The following is a 23,714-nucleotide window of genomic DNA, read 5'->3' on the forward strand; positions in this document are numbered from 1 at the left end:
AAAAACAACTAGTTGAAATTTTTCCAACTAGTTGTTTTTTTATATAATTGCTAGCTTGCGCATGATTTTTGCAAGACCATCCTCATCTACATGGTCGGCAATATGATGTGCCACCGCCTTCACTCTCTCATGACCATTCCCCATGGCAACACTTGTCCCAACAGCTTGCAGCATTTCAATATCGTTTATACCATCTCCAAAAGCAAAAGCATCTTGTAAAGTGATGCCCATTCTTTCTAGCACCTTTTCGATACCAGCAGCCTTTGAGCCACCTTTTGGTAAAATATCACAAGAATAGCGATGCCATCGTATGAATTGAACATTTGGGAATGTCTCACAATATAAAGATTCATCTTTTTCTTCCATAAAAATAAGTGTTTGATATACATTGTTCTGCATATAATAAGAAGAGTCTAATGCTGGATATGGATATTTCAGTGTATCTAAGCTCTCAGCTACCATATGATGATCGTTAATAGAGGCAATCATACGTTTATCATCTAAAAATACTACTGGTTCATTACGAGCCTCACCAAAGGCAATGATTTTTGCTAGTTCTTCCTTTTCAATGCCATTTGTATAGACAACTTCACCCTTGTATACAACATATTGTCCATTGAAAGTAACATACGTATCAATTTCTAATTCTTCTAGTAGTGACTCAATCATAAACGGAGCTCGTCCTGTTGCAATTGCCAGTTCATAGCCATTTCGACGTGCTGCCAAAAGCGCCTCTTTTGCAGATGCAGGTAATTTTTTTTCACTGTTATAAAGCGTACCATCTACATCAAAAAACAAAATTTTGTTCATTTTATTAACCATTTCCATAAATAGCATCCTTTCAAGGTAAATGACTTTACATAGACAATAATTTTTATTATAATGATCCTAAGGAGTGATGTGCCATGCTGAAGAAACTAAAACGGAAATTGTTGAAGCAACTTCGTGGCGTACTCGGAAAAAAATCAATTGCCTAACATTTGCCCTTCATTATTTGAAGGGCTTTTCTTTATTTTAGAGGAACTGCGTGATAATATAAAGGAAATGCATTTATTTGGCTATACGCAACCACTGTCTCACTACTTCCTATATAAATTTAAAACATAGTGCACAGCTGAAGCTTTGAGATACAAGGATTACAAACGTACATTTCTTTATGAAGGAAATTCGTTGTTTTCTTGTAGCACGTGTGTGGTAGTAGTCAAAGGTGCAAGAAAATTGTACGCAATTAAAGGAGAGCAAACTATGATTTACAAAGTTTATTATCAAGAAAATGCAAATGAGATTCCAGTTCGCGAAAACACTAAAAGTCTATACCTTGAAGCTGCTTCAGAACGCGAAGTACGTCAAAAGCTAAAAGACCGTAACTACAACATCGAGTTCGTTCAACTGCTTGAAGGTAACTATTTAGAGTACGAACAAGCAAGCCCGAACTTCGTCTTGGAGGAAATTTAACAAACATGAAGTTTGTTAAAAATGACCAAGCAGCTGTTTTCGCGCTCGGCGGACTGGGCGAAATCGGCAAAAACACTTACGGCGTTCAATTTCAAGATGAAATCATTTTAATTGACGCTGGCATTAAATTTCCAGAAGATGATTTACTCGGCATTGACTATGTTATTCCTGATTATACGTACTTAGTACGTAATGTCGACAAAATTAAAGGACTGTTTATTACACATGGACACGAGGACCATATCGGTGGTATTCCCTACCTTTTACGTCAAGTAAATGTCCCTGTCTATGGTGGTAAGCTTGCACTTGGCTTATTACGTAATAAATTAGAAGAACATGGCTTGCTACGTACAACAAAGCTAATCGAAATTAAAGAAGAGGATGTTATTAAATTTAGAAAAACATCTGTGAGCTTCTTTAGAACAACACACAGTATCCCTGATGCATATGGTGTTGTTGTGAAAACACCACCTGGTAATATCGTTCACACAGGTGACTTTAAATTTGATTTTACACCAGTGGGTGAGCCAGCCAACTTAACGAAGATGGCTGAAATTGGACGTGATGGCGTGCTTTGCTTACTATCAGATAGTACCAACGCTGAAAAGCCTAATTTCACAATGTCAGAGCGTACAGTTGGAAAGAGTATCGATGAGATTTTCCGTAAAGTGGATAGTCGTATTATTTTTGCTACATTTGCGTCAAATATTCACCGATTACAGCAAGCCACAGATGCTGCCATAAAATACGGAAGAAAAATTGCTGTCTTTGGTCGCTCCATGGACAATGCTATTACCATTGGTCGTGAGCTTGGCTATATTACCGCTCCAAAGGATACATTTATCGATGCTCAAAGTATCAACCGACTTCCTGCAAACGAAGTGATGATTTTATGTACAGGCTCTCAAGGTGAACCAATGGCAGCCCTATCACGCATTGCCAATGGTACGCACCGTCAGATTCAAATACAACCTGGCGATACGGTTATCTTTTCTTCTTCCCCAGTACCAGGTAATACTGTGAGTGTTAATAAAATTATCAATTTATTGTTCCGCGCAGGTGCAGAAGTCATTCACGGCGCTTTAAACAATATCCATACATCTGGTCACGGCTCACAAGAAGAACAAAAACTGATGCTTCGTTTAATGAAGCCTAAATTCTTTATGCCTATCCATGGTGAATTCCGTATGTTAAAAATGCATACACATCTAGCAGAAGATTGCGATGTTCCACTCGACAATACATTTGTGATGGAAAACGGTGATGTGTTGGCATTAAGTGCCAATGAAGCGCATGTTGCCGGTCGTATCCCTTCTGGAGATGTTTATATTGATGGTAATGGTATTGGCGACATCGGCAATATCGTATTACGTGATCGTCGCATCCTTTCTGAAGAAGGTCTGGTCATTGTAGTAGTTAGTGTAGATATGGAAAACCAAAAAATCGTTTCAGGTCCTGACATCATTTCACGTGGCTTTGTCTATATGCGTGAATCAGGTACGATGATTAACGAGGCACAGAAAATGCTAAATCGTCATCTGAATGCAACGATTCAAGGCAAAACACCTCAATGGACAGAATTGAAAAATGAAATAACTGATGTTTTAGGGCCGTATCTATTCGAAAAGACAAAACGTCGACCAATGATTCTACCGATTATTATGGAGGTTTAACCTCTTGTGAAGAAGCTATGTAAAGTTTACATAGCTTCTTTTTTATTTTTGAAATATTGAAACCTCCTTTTTTATTTTTACGTATATAGTTATAACAACATCTAAAGGAGCGTTTTTTATGCTAGATAAAATTCTTCATTCCTTGCTCAATGGTAAATCCAAACGTCGTTATTCTTCATCAAGTAGCCGTCGCAAGTATTCTAAACGACATAATTATTATGGTCATAAGCATTATAAACGTGGCTCTCGTAAAAGCTCACGTAGTCTTTTCAGCTCAATGAGTTTCTTTAGCAGTTAATGTGGTGGAAGCGACTATCCGAAAAAGGCTTCGATCAGGCTGTAGCACATTACATTGCCAAACATCCCAACTTCTCCTTTAAAAAATTGCTTGGCTATGGTGCATATGGTCGTGCATATTTGATTGAGGATTGTTCATCAAAGCTATTTGTCTTAAAATGCTTGCGTCCCAAACACCGTCACCACAAGAAAACCATCCAAAAATTTAAACAAGAAATACACATACTCCAACAAGTTTCACTGCCCTATGTTCCTACCATCCATTCAACAGGAACGATTCAAGAAAGTCCATTTTTTATTATGGACTATGTCAATGGGCAAACTTTTGAACAACTGATTTTTGAGGATGGTGCCAAGTTTACAGTTGTTCAATCACTTGCCATTACAAAGCAACTTTTAGAACAAATTATTGAATTACACAATCATGGTATTGTTCATCGCGATTTACGTATTCCTAATATATTGCTAGTCCATCAACAATTGCATATTATTGACTTTGGTCTCGCTACCACTTATCAGAAGCACATCGACCTCTCTGCTATTGAAAATCCTAAACGGGCAGAAAATCATATTAGCGATTTATATTTTGTCGGTCATTTTTTATTATTTTTACTGTACTCAGACTACAAGCCAAGCAAACGAAAAGAGCAAGCCTGGCAGCAAGAATTGAAATTACCGATCGAAGTCAAAGATTTTCTTGAACGGCTATTATGGATTCAAGACCCTTTTAATAGTGCATTAGAGGCTTGGCAATCTGTCCCCTCATTCACCCACTAAAAAATAGAATTGTTCACCTATCTAACGTGAACAATTCTATCCAGCAGTTCAAATATTAAAGTATTTTGCGCTTACATAAGCAATCCAATGATAGGCTGTGTCTTGACGTAGATTTTCTATTAGCCCTTTAATGATGGCTTTACTGTAAGTAGGATTTTCTATTTCTTGTCTCAATAGCACAAGGGATTCTTTTACAATAGGATCCTCAGTAGGATCAATATTTTGCTCCAATAATTGTAGTAAAGCATCTTTTGAAACATCTTGTTCACAAGGTTTTGCAATAAATGGCACAAGATCTGCTGTAATAAAAGGAATGGTTGTATGGTGTGCAATAATATCTGTCTTCTCTGCTAAAGATTTTGCCAATTGCTCTAAATCTAGTGGCATATCTGAAAAAATAAAAAGCTCAGCATAACTCTTCATAAATCCTTTTATACAATACATCACATCATATTTCGTTTCTTGTAATTTATCCTGATAAAGTTGTTCAAGCATATAGATGATTGATTTCGACATTTCTGCTTCATACGCTGTTATTTTATGAAATAGCTCTTTTTTTGTTAGAAAGACCTTTTCGTTAAAGAACACACGAGCAGATGTAGAATGTGCTTTGAATGCTTGAAAGATGCTTTTATAAAATTCAACCAATACGGTTTCTTTACTATAGGTTCCTCTGACTACTTGGTCAATATCTGTAATGAACTGCTGTAAATAGTAATCCACCATTGAAATAACGAGCTCATCTTTTGTTTTGAAGGATAAATAAAATGCACCTTTAGAAATTCCACAGCGTTCTGTAATTTGTTGAACTGACGTAGCTTCAAAACCCTGTTCAGAAAATAGCTCTATCGCTTTCTCCATAATTAATTGCTTTTTTAACATATTTTTAAATCTCTCCTAATGCATTTCGTTGACAAATGACCGATTAGTCATTAGTATAAATAATTGAATTTAGATAGTCAATAAAGGGTAGGTGTGAAGGTGAAAGGTTTAGTTAATTTCGTATTAAAAAACAAATTGGCAGTTTGGTTACTAACAATTATCATCACTGTCTCTGGTATTTATTCCGGTACAAGAATGAAAATGGAATCAATACCCGATATTTCAATCCCATATTTAATTGTCATGGGAGTATATCCTGGCGCAACGCCTGAACAAGTAATGAATGAGCTTTCCATTCCATTTGAAAAATCCATAGAAAGCTTAGAAGATGTGAAAGCTGTTTACTCAACATCCTCTTCCAACGTAGCACAAGTTCAAGTAGAATACGACTACGGAATTGATATGGATGAGAAGAAACGTCAATTAGAAGCAGCTTTAGATAATCTTAAACTACCTGAAGGTGCTCAAGAGCCTACTATTATGGCGATTAGCATGAACATGATGCCAGTAGTTGCTTTATCTGTAAGTAGCTCTAAGGAAGATATTGTAGACTTAACTTCTACAGTAGAAGACGTGTTACTTCCGAAAATCGAAAAAATTGATGGTGTTGCCTCTGCGACCATCACAGGTCAGCACATTGAACAAGTATCATTTAAATATGATGAAGAAAAAATGGCTGCACTTGGTTTAACGGAGGATACAGTTAAACAAATGATTCAGGCAAGTGATATGTCACTGTCACTTGGTTTATATCAGTTTACTGTTGGCGAACAGGCTGTTTCAGTAGATGGTAAAGTACAATCTGTTGATGAGCTAAAAGATTTATTAATTCCAGTTACACCTTCAGCTACAAATCCTTCACCTTTCGTTCGTCTAGGTGATATTGCAAAAATTGAAGTAGAAGGTAAAGTACAATCTGTTTCACGTACAAATGGGCAAGATGCCATCGCCATTCAAATCGTGAAAGGTCAGGATGCGAATACGGTAACAGTTGTTAATGCAGTAAAAGACCTTATTAAAGATGAAGAAAAACGATTAGACGGCTTAAATGTAGATATTTCCCTTGACCAAGGAGCCCCAATTGAAGATTCTGTATTTACAATGATCGAAAAAGCAGTATTTGGTGGCGCTATTGCAGTCTTAATCATTTTACTATTCCTACGCGATTTCAAATCAACTATTATTTCAATTATTTCTATCCCAGTTTCTGTCTTCATGGCATTACTGCTATTAAACTGGATGGATATCACACTCAACATTATGACACTTGGAGCGATTACCGTCGCAATTGGGCGTGTGATCGATGACTCGATCGTAGTTGTTGAAAATATTTATCGACGCATTCACTTAAAACAAGAAAAACTTACGGGTCGTGCCCTTATTCGTGAAGCAACGATTGAAATGTTTAAACCAATTCTTTCATCTACATTAGTAACGGTAGCGGTATTTGCCCCACTAATTTTCGTAGGTGGTATGGTAGGCGAATTATTCATGCCATTCGCCCTAACAATGACATTTGCACTAGGTGCATCATTATTAGTAGCTATCACAATCGTACCTGCATTATCTCACTTCTTATTCCGTAAAAAATTATACGGTGAGAAAACAGAAAGCCAACATAAAGAAGTTGGGAAACTTGCTACTTGGTACAGAGGTATTTTAGAAAAAACATTAAATCACAAAATTATTACTTCTATCATTGCGATTGCCTTACTTGCTGGTTCTCTTGCATTAACACCACTTATTGGCTTTAGTTTCATGGGATCACAAGAAGAAAAAGTAATGTACTTAACGTATACTCCTTCAACTGGAGAGCTAGCTGATGAAACGGCAGCGAATGTTGAAAAAGTAGAAAAAGAATTAATGAAGCGTAAAGACGTTAATATTTTACAAGTTTCCATAACGGATGCAAATAATGTTGATCCATCAGCAATGATGATGGGTGGAGGCGCTGGCGGTGCCTTAATGTACCTTATCTTTGATCCAGATATGGAAGACTTCCCTAAAGCTCGTGAAGAAGTAGAAGACTATGTATTCAACATCGGTCAATCAGGAGAATGGAAGTCCCAAAACTTCTCTTCTATGTCTATGTCTTCAAACGAAGTCAGCTACACATTATACAGTGATGACTTAGATAAACTTCGAGATGCTGTGAAACAAGTAGAAGGTGTCCTAAAAGAAGTGGATGGCTTAGAAGATATTAAATCTGATAACGAAGATCCATACGTAGAGCATGTACTAAAAGTAGAACAAAAAAATGTCCTACAATATGGTTTAACAACAGCTCAAATCGTGATGGCATTAAATTCGAATACAACAAAAGAAGTATTAACTACCGTTAAAAATGATGGTAAAGATATTGATGTGATCGTTCAACGTGATGCTAAAGCAGCTGCTACTTCCTTAGATGATGTCTTAGCTACTGAAATTAAAACGGCTTTAGGCACAACCATGACAATCGGTGAATTAGTTGATGTCGAGGAAGGTACGACACTTAACTCGTTATCTCGTTCAAAAGGTGAATACTTTGCAACAGTATCTGGTACGATTATCGGAGACGATATTTCAAAAGCCACATCTGCTGCTGATAAGAAAATTGATAAATTAGATTTACCAAAAGGTGTTACAACTGGGGTTGCGGGTGTTGCTGCCGATATGCAAGAAACATTCACTAAGCTTGGTATTGCTATGTTAGCAGCAATTGCCATTGTTTACTTCATCTTAGTAGTAACATTTGGAGAAGGTTTAGCTCCATTCGCTATTCTATTCTCCCTACCATTCGCCGTAATTGGAGCATTTATTGGTTTATTCGTTACAGGTCAAACTATTTCTGTATCTGTAATGATGGGTCTGTTGATGTTGATTGGTATCGTCGTAACCAATGCCATCGTATTAGTCGACCGCATCATTCATATGGAACATGATGGTCTTGCCATGCGTGAAGCGATCCTCGAAGCAGGAGCAACACGTTTACGTCCAATCCTAATGACAGCCATTGCCACAATCGGGGCAATGATTCCAATGGCACTTGGTTCTGGTGGCAGTGGTTTAATTTCGAAAGACTTAGCTATTACTGTAATTGGTGGTTTACTATCTTCAACACTATTAACATTAGTTGTTGTACCAATTGTCTATGAAATGCTGTCTAAAATGTTAAAGAAAAACCGTAAAGATATTGAAGAAAATTAATAAAAAACAGCTACTCATGCAGTTATATTGCGTGAGTAGCTGTTTTTTTATCATAAGCTATTTACTGATTATCTTTCACCACAAAAACTTCCTTGCTTTCCACACCTGCAGCAGATACAGCCGTAATGCCGTATGTGTAGCTTTGCTTAGCAAGAGCTGTCTTGTCCACAAATTCAGTAATGCCATCCAGATTATAAACAACATCCACTATATTTTGAGGATCATTATAAGAACCCTCTTTGTTCCCTGTAAAACGATAAATGACATACTTGCGTGGTTGTGTTTCATTTTCGTCTATAATGTCAATTTTGCGACCAGTCGCTCCCTTTGTCACTTGTACAGAAGTCGGCTTATTCAGCCTAGTATCATCATCCCAAGTTGCACCTGGTGTCAGTGCTGTATAATTATATAGTTGTTGATTAACAATCGTTGCATAGCCCAGTTTATTGTTTTGAATACTTTTTAAGGAGAAGTGCATTTGCCCCTTGGCTGCTACCTTTTCCGAACGATTCGCTAGTATTTGATTTGGTAATTCCATTTTGTTTTTCCATGCTGCATCACTGTCATTGCCAACTTTGTAATCAGCAAGTCCAATGTATAGATGAACAGGGTGTGTTTTTGCATATGTTTGTACCTCATGGCTCCACCAATCTAGCAATGTCCCATATTTCGCAACAGCTAATGTTCTTGACCAATAAATCTGTGGTGTAATGTAATCAATCGTGCCATTTTGAATCCATGTTCTGACGTCTGCATATAAATCATCGTAATTATTGACACCAGCTCGCGTATCGCTTCCTGTTTTGTCCAGTGATTTATTGCGCCATACGCCAAATGGAGAAATACCAAATTGAACATATGGCTTTGTATCTTTAATGGCTGTGTATAGATTTTCTACAAGTTGGTTGACATTATCTCGTCGCCAATCCTCCACCTTTTTAAAGGAACCACCATATTTTTTAAAAGCTGCTTGATCTGGAAAGACTTCATTTGCAATTTTATATGGATAAAAATAATCATCCATATGGACAGCATCAATATCGTAATTGGCTACTAGCTCTCTTACTGTTTCCACTAAATAGTCTTGTACTTCTGGTAAACCAGGATTTAAATAATATTGTTTGCCATATTTGACAACCCAGTTTGGATGGGTTCTTGCCACATTATCGGCAGCAAGGTCTGTTAGTTTTTGTCCAGACATTGTTACACGATAAGGATTCATCCAGGCATGCAGCTCCATCCCTCGTTTATGTGTTTCCTCTACCATAATTGCAAGAGGATCGTAACCAGGATTTGTACCTTGCTTTTTCCCTGTTATGTAGGATGACCATGGCGCTAGCTCAGACGCATACATTGCATCATTTGTTGGCCTTACTTGATAAATAACTGTATTCAATTTGCTGGCTTTTAATTGATCCAATGTTTGGCGTGTCCAAGCTGTATACTGCTCCTTAGTCATACCCGCTTTCATATCAATATTAAGAACCGTTGAAATCCAGACAGCCCGCATTTCCCTTTTCGGCTGTGTCGTGCTTGCCATCGCTGTCTTTTCAGGAATTGTCGATAGGCATAACACAAAAATCATCGCGATAAAAGTGATAAGTTTCCATTTACTATTATTCTTTCTCATATTTCCTCCATTTGCTATTTTTCTATTTTAGTATATGATAGGTTCTCGCTAAATGCACGTCTCCAAAGATACTTCACTGGATGAATGAAATAATGCGGTCATAAGTATTTCCGTCTATTTAAGAAGAAGCAGCTTAAAATCTATAAATTAATAGCACTACTAAATGATACTTTTTGTTGTCATTCATTTTATCAAATACTTTAGTTGATTCCAAAATCTGTATAATCAAAACAAAAAAAACAGCCAAGAAAGCGGTGAAATGCTTTTCTCGGCAATTTGTTATTTTTCTATCATTTCCCTTGTTATTAGCTCTGGTCCTAAAATGTTAAGGTGTTTGATTCGTTCTTTACGCGCAGTTAAACTTTATGCTACAATCAACACAACTTATATAGAACGGAGGGTATTCCTAATGACAGCTTCAATCAGACTACGATTTCACATTACTAACTAAATATGTGTACACTTTGCCTGCTGTGCAAGGGAAATGGGATTAGTCTAGTCTGTTTTAGGAATACAGGAAGAGAGGGGACTTCAACACCCCCTCTTTTTTGTTGTCTTTCAACTTTCCACACAGGCACTACTGTTAGAAAGGGATGACGAATTTGGATCATTGGAAACGCAATACGATACTTTTTTTAAGCAGTCAAACCATATCACTTTTTGGCTCTGCTCTAGTGCAATATGCCATTACATGGTATATCACACTTACAACGCAATCAGGCATCATGATGACCATTGCGATTATTTGCGGGTTTGTACCGACCTTCTTCTTAGCACCAATTGCTGGTGTCTGGGCAGATCGCTACAATCGTAAATGGCTTATTATTTTGGCAGATGGCATGATTGCCTTATCCACGTTAATTTTAGCTATTTTATTTTTAACTGGCTATGATGAGCTCTGGCTATTATTCGTTATATCAGCGGTACGTGCAGTTGGTGCAGGTATTCAAACACCTGCTGTAGGCGCTATTTTACCGCAATTTGTGCCTGAAGAGCATTTAATGAAGGTCAATGGGATAAACAGTAGTATTCAAGCTTTTATCATGATTCTTGCACCCATGGCAAGTGGGGCATTATTAACGATGGCTTCAATCGAATCCATTTTCTTTATTGATGTGACGACAGCTGCTATTGCCATCACCATCTTCTTATTATTTCTGCATATTCCTGCACATGCCAAAGCGAATCAGCCACAGACAACAAGCTATTTTAGTGATATGAAACAAGGCTTCATCTACATTAAAGAGCATGCTTTCTTAAAACAATTATTCTTGTTCTTTGCCTTTTTCATGCTGCTCGCTGCACCTGCTGCCTTTTTAACACCTTTGCAAGTTACACGTAGCTTTGGCGATGATGTATGGCGTTTGACTGCCATCGAAATGGCCTTTGCCATTGGTATGTTAATCGGTGGTATCGCCATCGCGACATGGGGTGGCTTTAAAAATAAAGTGCATACCATGACATTATCTGCTTTATTATTTGGTCTTTGTACAATGGCTCTTGGAATTATTCCTGTTTTTTGGCTGTATCTCGTGATAATGGCTGTTACAGGAATAGCTATGCCAATCTTTAATACACCCGCAACGGTGTTATTACAAGAAAAAGTAGAAAGTGATTATATGGGGCGAGTATTTGGTATTCTTAGCATGATTTCTACCTCTATGATGCCTTTAGGTATGCTTATTTTTGGTCCAATAGCTGATATAATTGCCATCGAATGGCTACTAATAGGGACAGGAATATTACTTTTCATTCAAGGATTTTTCTTACTTGGAAGTAAAGTCTTGTTAGCTGCTGGTAAGCCAACAAACGATTAGTCCACATATCACCTAAAACTAATATGTTTAAACTCTAGTAAAAAAGTGAAAGCTTAATAGTAAGAGGTGATAATGAATGACTGAAAAAAAACAAGCGAAAACTCGTTATACAAACAACCCTGATGTACTGAATACAGATAAAAAAAGCATTTTCGATCAACACGAGGATATGAAAACAGTCGATCCAATACCTGTTGAAGAACTGAATGAAAAAGTAAAAGACGAACAACATAAATCCAAAACAAAGGATTCCTCAGCTACTGCTAAACGTTATCCATAAAGTGAAGCTAGCAGGATTTTTCACCAAACAGCTTTTAAGGATATTAAGATAAAAAGTCGACCCAATGTATTAAGAAATCGGGTCGACTTTTTCATATAGTAATTTAAAGGGGGAAATAAATGAAACATACAATACCTATTTTGAAAACTGAAAGACTACTTTTAAGACCTATTACTTCACTAGATTTAGAGGCCATGTATGATTACGCTTCTCGCGAAAATGTGGCACGCTATGTGACGTGGCAAGCCCATGCAAGTTTAGAGGATACTAAAGCTTTTCTAAACTTATATTAAATGGCTATCAGCAAGATAATCTCTTACTTTGGGGCTTCGAAGTACACTAATTGGTACAATCGATTTTGTTACGATTAGCAACCCACATCAATATGCAGAAATTGGTTATGTACTTTCGGAGGATTATTGGAATAAAGGATTCACTACAGAAGCAACAAAAAAAACTGATTGACTTTGGCTTTAAGAAAATAAATTTGGTACGTATTCAAGCGCGATGTTTTGAAGAAAATATAGCCTCTCAAAAGGTTATGGAGAAATCAGGCATGCAATTTGAAGGAATTTTACGCAAAAGTATGTTTGTTAAAGGAAAATACCAAAATGTAAAAATGTACGCCATCCCTGATGATGATTATAGAAATCTTTAGCAGACAAAGCCTTGCTCCGTATGCAAGGCTTTATCATTACAACCATTTTTCTACACAATATATCTTTTTAGCTGTTGCATCTAGCTTTACTCGTTTCCCTATCGCTATTGGATGCATAGGATGTGTATGGCAAATATCCACCTCTGCTAATAGAGGTATCTCTATTCCATCCAACTGTTCAAGTAGAATATCATAGGGTTGTCTGCCCGTTCCTAAATCATCATAGCATTCATGTTTGCCCAAAATAATGCCCCTTACTTTATTAAAGACACCATGCAATTTCAGCATAGCAAAATTCTTTTCAACAATAGCAGCATTTTTTAAGCAGTCCTCCACTAATAAAATGTCACCTTCCAAAATTTCAGGGAAATAAGGCGTGCCAATAAAACCGTACATTGCATTTACATTGCCGCCAATTAACCTACCTTCTACAACCCCTTCCTGAATTGTTAACCAGTCATTTTTCTTGAGCTTTTTATCGACCGTCTTCTTGAGCCAGTTAACAGGTTCATCTGACCAGTAAGAGGGCATTGGTATTTCATAGGGTAGTGCTTGCGGTTTAAAGAAATAATCCTCAAAAAACTTGAAGGTGTCATTTACTAATGGTTCAAACTCGCCAAAAGAAGGGACAAACGCTGGACCATAAAAAGTTGCTATATTTGTCTTTGCATAAAGAGCAAGTAAAATGGCTGTTGCATCCGAATAACCTACGACTATTTTGGGCTGTTGACGAAACGCCTCATAATCAATGTAGGGCAGCATACTATTGGCATTTGTCCCTCCGATTGTAGACATAATGATATCCACATCTGGATTGCGTAGTAATTCATTTAATTCTTCCGCACGTTCCTTTGGTGAACCAGAGCGATAATAATCTGATTTGCCAGTAAGAGAACCTGTTACGATTTGAAGGTTTTTCTCTTCTAGAAACAATTTGGCACGTTCATAACGTTTCAACGCCGTCACCGTTGCTGGTGAGGATGGTGAATAAATGCCGATATTGATCTGTGTCGTCATACGTACATTCCTCTCCCTATCAAATTATAATAGCTTTGACATATAATATTCATTGATATATTGACCATCTACATATAAGGAATTTCGCTTTATTCTCTCTATGTCAAATCCCATTTTCTTATATAAAGCAATTCCAGCCTCATTATTTTCCATAACGGTTAACTCTAAACGATGGATACCATTAACTTTTGCCCAATCCTCTACATGATTAAATAATGCCGTCCCTATTTTCCTTCCTCGATAGTCACTATGTATGCCTATTACAAGATAAGCACGGTGAGCAATTCTAGATGATTCATTGCCCTGTAAAATTAAATAAGCAACAATCTTCTGTTCCATTTCCGCCACGAACAAAGCTGAATGGTGGCTATGATATAGCTTTTCAATATAGCTTCCAAATTGCTTGGGCTCTAATTTTCGCTCACCTGGGCCAAATAGCATAAGATTGGATGCCTCTGCATTTGTCATAACAGCTATAATCTGTGTACTATCCTTGCGTGTTGCTTCTCGTATTAGCATGTAAAGTTCCTCTCTCTTTAAAATTTAGTAATCTGCATTATTCGTTCTTTTGTATTCATGTAGATATTCCCACCGATAGGAAATGTCAAAATCGGTTGTGTGTGACCAACATCCACATCATAAAATACAGGAATAGTTTGTAATCTTGGGTGTTTATCTAAAATAAAATGCAATTGTTCTTCTGTCATATCAGAAGCTCGTTGAAATCGACCTATTGCCATTCCCTTTATTTGCGTAGTTGATTGTAATAAAGACGTTAGATCACGTGCAAAAATGGCAGGATTGACAAGCTCATCGTCTTCTAAAAATAATATACAATTCGCTAGATCAGGCATGTAAGGTGTTCCTTGCAATAAATTGAGTGTACATAAATTCCCACCATAAAGCTGCCCACTTGCCTCCCCTTCTGAATAGACCTTCCAACTAGCCTCTTCAAAATGGCGTTTTGCCTGATCTATATACCATGTATCGTCGCTCCAAACTTTAGACGCAGTTAGAGGAAACGGAGCATTTCCCATTAAACACTTTTGAAAGTAAGAAAGCTGATACTCCTGTCCTTGCTCCATACGAAAGCTAGAAAAATGAGGTCCTGAATAAGTGATAAAGCCACATTTTTTTGTAATGGCTGTAGCCAGAGCCGTAATATCACTAAACCCGCAAAGTATTTTCGGGTTTTCAGCAATCATTTGATAATCTAAATACGGTAAAATCTCATTACAGTTGTATCCGCCAAGTGCTGTTAGTATCGCTTTTACTTGAGGGTCACGAAATGCCTCATGTATATCCGCCACTCGATGCTCTATAGATGCAGACTGCTGTAAATCACATTCAAAAATATGTTGGCCAAATGAAATTTTAAACCCTAATTTCTCCAGTATGGTTTTCGTTTGCCTTACTTTTACAAGCTTGGCGCTTCGACTTGGAGCAATGACTCGTATCTCATCACCAATTGATAGTTTTTGTGGAACTCGCATTTTTCTACATCCCTTCTAATAGGTTTGAATTTTAGCCACTAATTTTTCATTCCTAAAATGGAGTATCTCTTCATTATTGAGTGTATAGTCTTTTCTAGACAGCTATCAAATATCAATCCTCTTTCCTGATCCTCCTAGTAGGGACAATATGTCTCTGGCAACATCCCTAAGCCATTATATCCCTCATAGCCATTGTTTATATTTTCACTATAGCACTTTTCAAACCAACACATTGCCCCTGCGCCGATGCCAGCTAATACAATTCCTTTTTGATAAGCCTCCTTTAATACTTCATGGAAACGATATTGTCGCCATTTTTCAACTAGAAAACTTGTAATCCCCACCTACATAGATAATATGCTGGTCAAGTATTTTTTCTCGAATATTTTTGTCACCCATATCCTTTTGCAAAATATGTGTTGCTTCACAATGATGGAATGCTGAATAAAACTTCTCTCTATACCCCTGGGCATCATTACTTGCTGTTGGAATAAAACATATTTTGATTCGTTCATTTGATACAAAATATAGTCAGCGATAAATGAAGGGATTTGCCGCGAAAATCCACCTGCTGATTGTGCAATAATTTATCTTGACTCTTTATGGTTTTTCTTTATTTCGTACAGGGCTTGTTCATGACCAAATCTCTCTAACACCTGTACTTTGTGCATCCCTAACTTTTCGAGTAAGTGACAAGATGCCTTATTAGCAGTTTGTGTTTCTGCCACAATCGATGATATATCTAAATAATTCAAGCCCTCCTCCATCACCGCTGTAAGGACTTCAAAAGCTAGCCCCTTTCCCCAATACTGTGGTAAAAATTGATAGGAAAGCTCATATAACTCTTTATCATGGTATTCATCGATAGAAACAAGACCAATAAATTCACCTGTCGTCTTTAATGATATATATAAATATGTATTAGGAAATGGTGCTGCTAGCATGCCTTTAAAGGATGCCTCTATATAGCTGTCCTGTGGCACACCTCCAAGATAGGTTCTAACTTGTTCATTGGAGTAAAGCATATGTATAGCTTTGTAATGTTCTGGTTGTAATGGCTCTATCACACAGTTACTTGTTATAAACTGCATTTTTCTACCTCCTTCTTTATGCAAAGTGTAATTCAACCATCAGACAGAAATCAAACATTTTTTCCAAATATTACTTTCCACTTTTATAAAAAAAGTAGTGACCAGCCCTTATTGCTGAATCACTACTTGCGTTATTGTCCGAATTGTTCGAGTAACCGTTGTGTATTGGTTGATTGTTCGAGGGCTTTTTTCTCATTGGCCCAATAAACCAAATATTGTGTATCGCCAACGGTGAAGACCATTTGTTGCAATTCTTCATCAAGCTCAGAACGAATGGCTACCTCTAAAATTTCCACCTCATAAAGAGGCTTTTCTTTCATTTTATAAACAATATGATAAGCTGGCTCTTCTTCAAAAATTGTTCTTTCCTTTTTAGAAAGATCTCTTACATGACTTAATGGATGTTTCTCTATAAAGTCTTTTGCTTCATCTCCTGTAGCTTGCAATAAAGATTGGTCCCCTTGCAATAATTCAATTGCATCGATTTCTGTGGCATGATCTAAAATTAAGGAGATTGCCTCATCTTCATTTTTTTCTCGATATTGCATGATAAAAGCACCAATTAGTAAAACAGCGGCAAAAATAACAAGTCTCCATCTTCGTTTAGTCATTTGCCATTACCCATTCAATGCCTTTTTAACAAAGCGATTTATATCAACGTCAGCACCTATCACAAGCATAATATCTCCTAGTAAAATCTTATCACTTGCTTGTGGAGACACGATAATATCAGCTCCACGCTTGATTCCTACAATGTTAATGCCATATTTTGCTCGAATATCTAAATCCATAATGGAGTATCCTGCAATCGCGTCATTTGCCTTTAACTCCATAATTGAATGTTCATCCGAAAGCTCTAAATAATCTAGCACTGTATTAGATAACATATTATTAGCAATACGAATCCCCATATCTCGCTCAGGATGGACGACAAAATCTGCACCAATTTTACGTAAAACTTTTTCATGATAGTCATTTTGAGCCTTTACTGTAATTTGCTCAACACCAATTTCCTTTAAAATAATCGTTGTTAATATACTCGCCTGAATATCTTCACCAATTGCTACAATAACATGCTCAAAATTACGGATACCTAATGAATTCAGTACCGATTCATCAGTTGAATCTGCAATGACAGCCTGGGTAGCAATGGAGGCAAATTCATCTACACGCTCTGAAGAATGGTCAATTGCCATCACCTGTGCACCCTGACTCATTAATTCACGAACAATACTTCCTCCAAAACGTCCAAGCCCTATGACCGCAAACTCTTTTTTCATCATAAAAAATCCCTCCGAAAACTACTATACCATCATTGTAGCTTATTCTTTATCATATGTATTGTTAAAACAAGAGTCTATTCGTCAATGTTGGATAACAAAAAAGACGAGGATCTTGATCCCCGTCTAAACTTCTTTTTATTATTCAGCGTTACGCATCTCATCTAGCACGCGATTGACACGCTTTTCTAGCATTTTCATGCCACTTCCTCCAGCTTGCATATGACGCAGCTGACCATCTTTATCAAACACAAAATATGCTGGTACATATTGGTTTTCAAAAGCATCTGTTAGTTTCATTTCACTATCTACAAAGATTGGTTGCACAATATCATGTTCTGCTGCTACTGCTTTGATTGTATCTAAATCAGTGTCTGCCTCAGAACGCGGCATATGTACTGCTACAACATTTAATTCATCTTTAAATTGATCACGGAAATTGTTGACGTCCGGCATTGCTTCTTTACATAAATGACAGCTTACTGACCAAAAGTGGATTAATGTTGGTTTCTCGCCTACTAATTCAGCTTTTGTTACTTCCCCATTTAACCAAGTCGTTGCACCTACTAGCTCAGGCATTTGTTCACGAAGTTTCATAAAAATCCTCCTCTAATATATAGGTTGTTTTCAACTAGTTCGATAACAATTGAAAACCCTTCTCAAAAACAAAAATTCAGTTAAAAGTCCCCACAAACTTGTCGTGGGGACTCTTAATTTGTTCCATAATGACTCGACTCTATTTAGATTATAGAGTTGCTTGACCTGGACGCCAGTTTGCTGGGCAAAGACCACCAGTTTGAAGTGCTTGAAGTACACGTAACGTTTCATCAACATCACGGCCGATGTTGTTATCGAATACTGTTTGGTATTTTAATTCGCCTTCTGGGTTGATGATGAATAGACCACGTAATGCGATACCTTCTTCTTCAATTAAAACACCATATTCTTTCGAAACTTGGTGGTTTGTATCTGCAGCTAATGGGTATTTTAATTCACCAAGACCATTTTGAGTGCGGTCTGTGTTAATCCATGCTAAGTGAGTGTGGATTGTGTCTGTAGAAACACCGATTACTTCTGCATCTAAGTCTTCGAACTCGTCATAACGATCACTCATCGCAGTGATTTCAGTTGGACATACAAATGTGAAATCCATTGGATAGAAGAAAAGAACTGTCCATTTGTCTTGTGCTTTAATATCTTCTAATGATACTTTACCAAATGATTTGTCTGAAAGTACTGCTTCCATTGTAAAGTCAGGTGCTTGTTTACCTACCATGCGTTCTGCCATAATAAATCCCTCCGAATAAATATGTAGTTTATATATTCCATTCGCACAAGCGAACTCATCTTCTACGATAGCAGAGTAACCGCAGTTTTTCAAACAAGTAAACTCCGCTCGTTTGTACGTTTGAAGTGGCATGACAAGAAATCGTCAAATCCACAAATGAAATGACTGCTACAGCCTATTTATTCACTATTTTTAACAAAAATATTCTACCCTATACAAAATTTTTCTCCATTTTCTTTATGCCTGTTTTTTTAACATTTTATAGCTATTTTTTTCACGAAAAATGATTGCAAAAAAAAAATTATTATGTATAATTGTAATGGTTTTAGTAAACTAAAAGTTTCGTTAAAGTAAACTTCGTATTTCAAAAGTTTATGATTGCTAAACTTCTTCTAGGAGGGAAAAGATGCAAATAGGAGCAAAAATTAAAGCGCTTCGTTTAAAAAAAGGTCTTACCCAAGAGGAACTTGGAGAACGTACAGATTTAAGTAAAGGTTATATCTCCCAATTAGAACGTGATTTAAACTCACCTTCTATTGAAACATTATTTTCTATTTTGGAAGTGTTAGGTTCAACACCTAAAGATTTTTTTGATGATGACTCACCTGAACAAAAGGTTGTCTATACAGAAGAAGACCAATCTATCTATACAGATGAAGAAAAAAATTATGAAATTCAATGGCTAATCCCTACATCTAACGAAAAAGAGATGGAACCCATTTTCTTAACCTTTGCTGCTGATGGCGAATTCAAGCAATTTGAGCCGTCGCTCTCAGAAACATTTATTTATGTTGTCAAAGGACGTATTCGTCTTGTTTTAGGGAATGAACAGTATATTGCAAGTGAGGGCAATGCTCTTTATTTTGACGCGACAGATCATCATCAAATTTTCAATGCACATGCAGATGAAACTAAAATTTTACTCGTTGCAACAGATTCTTATTTATAGCTTAAGGAGGCGCATCAATGACAACGAATTCCATTATCCGCTTTGAAAATGTTTCAAAGTCTTATAGTGACGGTACCGTCGTCTTAAAGAATATCAACTTGGAGCTTGAAAAAGGTAAATTTTATACACTCCTTGGTCCATCTGGTTGTGGAAAAACAACCATTTTACGAATTATTGCTGGTTTCACAGAACCAACGACTGGAGATATATTTTTCCACGATAAAAAAATTAATGCAGTACCTGCAAATGAACGTCAGGTCAATACTGTTTTTCAAGATTATGCGCTATTTCCTCATTTAAATGTTTTCGAAAATGTCGCATTTGGACTACGCATTAAAAAGCTGCCTGAAAATGAAATAAAGGAACGTGTGGCTGAGGCATTAAAATTTGTCAATTTGGCAGGCTACAGCAACCGTGAAATCTCTGAAATGTCTGGTGGGCAGCGTCAGCGTGTGGCGATTGCGCGTGCCATTGTTAATGACCCTGAAGTCATTTTACTGGATGAGCCACTTTCCGCATTAGACTTAAAGCTACGTACTGAAATGCAGTATGAATTGCGTGAATTACAGCAACGTCTTGGCAAAACCTTTGTCTTTGTTACACATGATCAAGAAGAAGCACTTGCTATGAGTGATGAGATTTTTGTTTTAAGTGAAGGACAAATTCAACAATCAGGTACGCCAGTGGATATTTATGATGAACCGATTAACCGCTTCGTGGCTGACTTTATTGGTGAATCTAATATTGTACCAGGTGTGATGATTGAAGATTTCAAAGTTGAATTTGCTGGCAAAATTTTTGAATGTGTCGACCAAGGGATGAAACCAAATGAAAAAATTGATATTGTTATTCGACCAGAAGATTTAGAAATGACAACTATCGATAAAGGGAAACTTGTGGTGAAAGTGGATACACAATTATTCCGAGGCGTACATTATGAATTATCGACGTACGATAAGGATGGCAATGAATGGCTAGTCCATTCATTGAAAAAAGCAGAAGTAGGGACAGAAATTGGCTTAGGCTTTGATCCTGAGGCTATTCACGTAATGCGCTTAAATGAAACTGAGGAAGAGTTCGATAAACGATTAGAATCGTATGGAGACGATGAAGATGCAAACTAAGACATCGAAATCAGCGTTATTTCCATATGTGTTATGGATTGCCTTTTTCGTTATCGCGCCGATTGCCCTCGTTGTTTATTATTCCCTACTTGATTTACATGGCAATTTCACGCTCGATAACTATAAAGCGTTCTTTACTTCTGTTTACTTAAAGATGACATTGAGCTCGTTTTGGTATGCCTTTTTAATTACATTCTTTACTTTATTAATTTCATACCCAACTGCTTATTTCTTAACGAAGACAAAGCATAAACAGCTTTGGCTTCTGCTCATCATTATTCCTTCTTGGATTAATCTATTGTTAAAAACATATGCCTTTATCGGCATTTTTGGATTGTATGGACCAATTAATGCATTTATTGAAGTATTTGGCTTCGATCCTAAGCAAATGCTCTTTACGGATATTAGCTTTGTCTTTGTATCGGTCTATATTTTTATTCCGTTTATGATTTTACCGATCTTCAACTCCTTAGATCGATTAAACCCAACACTTATTTATGCAGCACGCGATTTAGGTGCCTCTGCTTTTACAACTTTTCGCCGTGTCGTTTTACCATTAACAATGGATGGCGTTAAATCTGGAATTCAAGTTGTCTTTATTCCAGCGCTATCCCTGTTTATGATTACACGCTTAATTGCCGGAAATCGCGTCATCACCCTTGGTACAGCGATTGAACAGCAATTTCTTGTAACACAAAATTGGGGGATGGGTTCTACTATTGCTGTGTTCTTAATTTTATTCATGGTAATTATTATGCTCATTACGGGACAAAAAGATAAAGGAGGTCGCGTACGATGAACAAACTATCTGCATCAGCTAAAGTCTATTTAACGATTGTTTTTATCGTTCTGTATGCTCCCATCTTCTATTTAATCTTTTACTCGTTCAATAGTGGCGGCTCCATGAATCACTTTGAATCCTTTACTTTAGAGCATTATAAAGCTGTTTTTGAAGATTCACGTCTTCTTGTTATATTAATTAATACTGTAATCGTGGCATTACTTTCTGCTTTGATTTCTACTATTATTGGCACACTAGGTGCAATCGGTATTGTGACTGTCAAGGATTCAAAAATGCGCAATACTTTACTATCCTTAAACAATGTCTTAATCGTCAGCCCAGACGTTATTATTGGTGCTAGCTTCTTAATTTTATTTACAATGGTTGGCATTAAGCTTGGCTTTGCGTCTGTCTTGTTAGCCCATGTCGCATTTAGTGTACCGATTGTTGTTCTAATGGTTTTACCTAAACTACTAGAAATGAATAAATCCTTAATCGATGCAGCATTAGATCTAGGGGCTACGAAAAAGGATATTATGATGCGTGTCATTCTTCCTTATATTCAACCAGGGATTTTTGCGGGCTTCTTCCTTGCCCTTACGTATTCTTTAGATGATTTTGCCGTGACATTTTTCGTAACGGGTAATGGCTTCAGCACATTATCTGTAGAAATCTACTCCATGGCCCGTGCAGGTATTTCTTTAACGGTTAATGCTATTTCTGGTTTGGTATTCTTTGTTACGGTGTTAGTCGTTGTTGGTTATTATTTCATTACAAGTCGTACGAGTAAAAGAATGGAGGGACAACGATGAAGTCATTAATTCAAGCTACCATCGCCATCCTTGTTGTTTCAGCCCTTTTATTCTATGCGGCTGACGCCTTAAGTGTAGGCGGCGGTAAAAGTGGAAAAGACACGTTAACAATCTTTAACTGGGGAGAATATATTGATCCTGACTTGTTGAAACAATTTGAAAAAGAAACAGGCATTCATGTCATCTACGAGACATTTGATTCCAATGAAGCGATGATGACCAAAATTCAACAAGGTGGAACAGCATATGATATTGCCGTTCCATCTGAATATATGATAGAAAAAATGAAGGAAGAAAATTTATTGATTCCTTTAGATAAAACAAAAATCCCTAATTTTAAAAATATCGATCCTTACTTTTTAGATTTACCATTCGATGATGACAATAAATATTCGGTCCCTTATTTCTGGGGAACAGTAGGCATTGTCTACAATCCAAGCCTTGTGGGAGATTTAGATTTCTCTTCTTGGGATGATTTATGGGATCCATCCTTAAAACGAAAAGTCTTTTTAGTGGATGGTGCTCGTGAAGTCATTGGAATGGGCTTAAACAGTCTCGGATATTCCTTGAATTCACTAGATAATCAGGAACTACGTAAGGCTACTGATAAATTAATCACACTTGCACCAAATGTAAAAGCCATCATTGGAGATGAAATTACACCATTAATGATCAACAATGAGGCCACTGTAGCCCTTACTTGGTCTGGGCAAGCAGCAGATATGATGTATGAAAATGAGGAGCTAGACTTTGCTGTACCTGAGGAAGGCTCGAATTTATGGTTCGATAATATGGTCATCCCTAAAACATCGAAAAATATCGACGGTGCCCATGCCTTTATCAATTTCATGCTAAGTGCTGAATCGGGTGCACAAAATGCCGATTATGTAGGCTACTCTACGCCTAATATAGCTGCTATGGACTTAATGGATGAAGAAGTTGTTTCTGATGAACGCTACTATCCTTCTGAAGAACAACGCGATACATTAGAAGTTTACAAAAATTTAGGACCAGACTATTTAGGGAAATATAATGAATTGTTTTTAGAATTTAAAATGAGTATTCGTTAAAGCATATAAAGGTCTATCGATGAATTTTTATTTTGTCGATAGACCTTTTTCTATTATCTTCCTGCTTCTGGCAGCACCTCACCTATTGTCTGTTTATTCTTTTCTACATCGTGGATTGGTATTGCTGCACTAGCAGGTATGTTTCATTTCA

Annotated in this window: 24 protein-coding genes and 1 pseudogene; 12 read left to right on the forward strand and 13 right to left on the reverse strand. The window is 36.9% G+C overall.

The genetic code is table 11. The features are described from left to right. Nucleotides 1-39: 39 nt before the first annotated feature. Nucleotides 40-810 carry a Cof-type HAD-IIB family hydrolase gene (locus tag CRI88_RS03940; RefSeq protein WP_089932152.1) on the reverse strand — a complete coding sequence of 257 codons (771 nt, stop codon included), beginning with the start codon at nt 808-810 and terminating at the stop codon, nt 40-42. 435 nt (nt 811-1,245) lie between these two features. Between CRI88_RS03940 and CRI88_RS03945 the strand changes: the two genes are divergently transcribed. The 3 genes from CRI88_RS03945 to CRI88_RS03960 all read left to right on the forward strand — a co-directional run bounded on the left by CRI88_RS03945 (nt 1,246) and on the right by CRI88_RS03960 (nt 4,202). Next, entirely contained in the window at nt 1,246-1,455 is a 210-nt protein-coding gene (locus CRI88_RS03945; protein ID WP_012293082.1) for a DNA-dependent RNA polymerase subunit epsilon, read from the forward strand. A gap of 5 nt (nt 1,456-1,460) precedes the next feature. After that, nucleotides 1,461-3,128, forward strand: a complete 1,668-nt coding sequence (rnjA, locus tag CRI88_RS03950; RefSeq protein ID WP_036125500.1) for a ribonuclease J1 — start codon at nt 1,461-1,463, stop codon at nt 3,126-3,128. A gap of 297 nt (nt 3,129-3,425) precedes the next feature. Continuing rightward, nucleotides 3,426-4,202: a serine/threonine-protein kinase gene (locus CRI88_RS03960; protein WP_089931906.1), complete on the forward strand. Its 777-nt coding sequence runs from the start codon at nt 3,426-3,428 to the stop codon at nt 4,200-4,202. A 48-nt stretch (nt 4,203-4,250) separates the two neighbouring features. On the opposite strand, the gene CRI88_RS03965 is transcribed toward CRI88_RS03960, so the two are convergent. Then, on the reverse strand, nt 4,251-5,084 hold the full coding sequence (locus tag CRI88_RS03965; RefSeq protein ID WP_058843431.1) for a TetR/AcrR family transcriptional regulator: 834 nt from the start codon (nt 5,082-5,084) through the stop codon (nt 4,251-4,253). A 99-nt stretch (nt 5,085-5,183) separates the two neighbouring features. On the opposite strand from CRI88_RS03965, the gene CRI88_RS03970 reads away from it, so the two are divergent. Then, nucleotides 5,184-8,273 carry an efflux RND transporter permease subunit gene (locus CRI88_RS03970; protein WP_058843430.1) on the forward strand — a complete coding sequence of 1,030 codons (3,090 nt, stop codon included), beginning with the start codon at nt 5,184-5,186 and terminating at the stop codon, nt 8,271-8,273. A 61-nt stretch (nt 8,274-8,334) separates the two neighbouring features. On the opposite strand, the gene CRI88_RS03975 is transcribed toward CRI88_RS03970, so the two are convergent. Next, nucleotides 8,335-9,903: a glycoside hydrolase family 10-like protein gene (locus tag CRI88_RS03975; RefSeq protein ID WP_101966409.1), complete on the reverse strand. Its 1,569-nt coding sequence runs from the start codon at nt 9,901-9,903 to the stop codon at nt 8,335-8,337. Between the two features lie 593 nt (nt 9,904-10,496). Here CRI88_RS03975 and CRI88_RS03980 point away from each other — a divergent pair. The 3 genes and pseudogenes from CRI88_RS03980 (at nt 10,497) to CRI88_RS03990 (ending at nt 12,658) form a co-directional block, all read left to right on the forward strand. Continuing rightward, nucleotides 10,497-11,720: an MFS transporter gene (locus tag CRI88_RS03980; protein WP_036125512.1), complete on the forward strand. Its 1,224-nt coding sequence runs from the start codon at nt 10,497-10,499 to the stop codon at nt 11,718-11,720. Nucleotides 11,721-11,796: 76 nt separating this feature from the next. Continuing rightward, nucleotides 11,797-12,000 carry a hypothetical protein gene (locus tag CRI88_RS03985; RefSeq protein WP_101966410.1) on the forward strand — a complete coding sequence of 68 codons (204 nt, stop codon included), beginning with the start codon at nt 11,797-11,799 and terminating at the stop codon, nt 11,998-12,000. Nucleotides 12,001-12,119: 119 nt separating this feature from the next. Then, nucleotides 12,120-12,658, forward strand: a pseudogene (locus tag CRI88_RS03990) (GNAT family N-acetyltransferase). 36 nt (nt 12,659-12,694) lie between these two features. On the opposite strand, the gene CRI88_RS03995 reads toward CRI88_RS03990, so the two are convergent. The 10 genes from CRI88_RS03995 to CRI88_RS04030 form a co-directional block, all read right to left on the reverse strand. Next, entirely contained in the window at nt 12,695-13,675 is a 981-nt protein-coding gene (locus CRI88_RS03995) for a S66 family peptidase (RefSeq protein ID WP_101966411.1), read from the reverse strand. A 24-nt stretch (nt 13,676-13,699) separates the two neighbouring features. Beyond that, on the reverse strand, nt 13,700-14,194 hold the full coding sequence (locus tag CRI88_RS04000; protein WP_101966412.1) for a GNAT family N-acetyltransferase: 495 nt from the start codon (nt 14,192-14,194) through the stop codon (nt 13,700-13,702). Between the two features lie 17 nt (nt 14,195-14,211). Then, nucleotides 14,212-15,168 carry a S66 family peptidase gene (locus CRI88_RS04005; protein WP_101966413.1) on the reverse strand — a complete coding sequence of 319 codons (957 nt, stop codon included), beginning with the start codon at nt 15,166-15,168 and terminating at the stop codon, nt 14,212-14,214. Nucleotides 15,169-15,302: 134 nt separating this feature from the next. Next, complete coding sequence (locus tag CRI88_RS22710) at nt 15,303-15,512, reverse strand: Type 1 glutamine amidotransferase-like domain-containing protein (protein ID WP_257982870.1); 210 nt, start codon at nt 15,510-15,512, stop codon at nt 15,303-15,305. Then, the gene (locus CRI88_RS22715; protein WP_308302773.1) at nt 15,487-15,675 is read right to left on the reverse strand and encodes a Type 1 glutamine amidotransferase-like domain-containing protein; all 189 of its coding nucleotides are present in this window, start codon (nt 15,673-15,675) and stop codon (nt 15,487-15,489) included. The genes CRI88_RS22710 and CRI88_RS22715 overlap by 26 nt, the downstream gene beginning before the upstream one ends. Before the next feature lie 80 nt (nt 15,676-15,755). Continuing rightward, complete coding sequence (locus tag CRI88_RS22720; RefSeq protein WP_257982871.1) at nt 15,756-16,259, reverse strand: GNAT family N-acetyltransferase; 504 nt, start codon at nt 16,257-16,259, stop codon at nt 15,756-15,758. Nucleotides 16,260-16,390: 131 nt separating this feature from the next. After that, on the reverse strand, nt 16,391-16,870 hold the full coding sequence (locus CRI88_RS04015) for a hypothetical protein (protein WP_089931904.1): 480 nt from the start codon (nt 16,868-16,870) through the stop codon (nt 16,391-16,393). Between the two features lie 6 nt (nt 16,871-16,876). Further along, nucleotides 16,877-17,539 (reverse strand): potassium channel family protein, encoded by a 663-nt coding sequence (locus CRI88_RS04020; protein WP_004224679.1) that lies wholly within the window; start codon nt 17,537-17,539, stop codon nt 16,877-16,879. A 141-nt stretch (nt 17,540-17,680) separates the two neighbouring features. After that, entirely contained in the window at nt 17,681-18,136 is a 456-nt protein-coding gene (locus CRI88_RS04025; protein ID WP_036125531.1) for a TlpA family protein disulfide reductase, read from the reverse strand. Nucleotides 18,137-18,284: 148 nt separating this feature from the next. Further along, on the reverse strand, nt 18,285-18,827 hold the full coding sequence (locus tag CRI88_RS04030; protein ID WP_004224676.1) for a peroxiredoxin: 543 nt from the start codon (nt 18,825-18,827) through the stop codon (nt 18,285-18,287). Between the two features lie 406 nt (nt 18,828-19,233). Between CRI88_RS04030 and CRI88_RS04035 the strand changes: the two genes are divergently transcribed. Genes CRI88_RS04035 through CRI88_RS04055 form a run of 5 tightly spaced genes read left to right on the forward strand, consistent with a single transcriptional unit; the run spans nt 19,234 to nt 23,563 of the window. Beyond that, nucleotides 19,234-19,776, forward strand: coding sequence for a helix-turn-helix domain-containing protein (locus CRI88_RS04035; protein ID WP_036125534.1), 543 nt, complete (start codon nt 19,234-19,236; stop codon nt 19,774-19,776). A 17-nt stretch (nt 19,777-19,793) separates the two neighbouring features. Then, nucleotides 19,794-20,900, forward strand: a complete 1,107-nt coding sequence (locus tag CRI88_RS04040) for an ABC transporter ATP-binding protein (RefSeq protein WP_036125536.1) — start codon at nt 19,794-19,796, stop codon at nt 20,898-20,900. Then, nucleotides 20,890-21,699, forward strand: coding sequence for an ABC transporter permease (locus CRI88_RS04045; RefSeq protein WP_058843427.1), 810 nt, complete (start codon nt 20,890-20,892; stop codon nt 21,697-21,699). Before CRI88_RS04040 ends, CRI88_RS04045 begins: the two co-directional genes overlap by 11 nt. Continuing rightward, nucleotides 21,696-22,493, forward strand: a complete 798-nt coding sequence (locus tag CRI88_RS04050) for an ABC transporter permease (RefSeq protein ID WP_036125540.1) — start codon at nt 21,696-21,698, stop codon at nt 22,491-22,493. Before CRI88_RS04045 ends, CRI88_RS04050 begins: the two co-directional genes overlap by 4 nt. Then, on the forward strand, nt 22,490-23,563 hold the full coding sequence (locus CRI88_RS04055) for an ABC transporter substrate-binding protein (RefSeq protein WP_101966414.1): 1,074 nt from the start codon (nt 22,490-22,492) through the stop codon (nt 23,561-23,563). Before CRI88_RS04050 ends, CRI88_RS04055 begins: the two co-directional genes overlap by 4 nt. Nucleotides 23,564-23,714: the final 151 nt, after the last annotated feature.

The sequence above is a fragment of the Lysinibacillus fusiformis genome (assembly GCF_002845985.1).
Taxonomy (GTDB): domain Bacteria; phylum Bacillota; class Bacilli; order Bacillales_A; family Planococcaceae; genus Lysinibacillus; species Lysinibacillus fusiformis_D.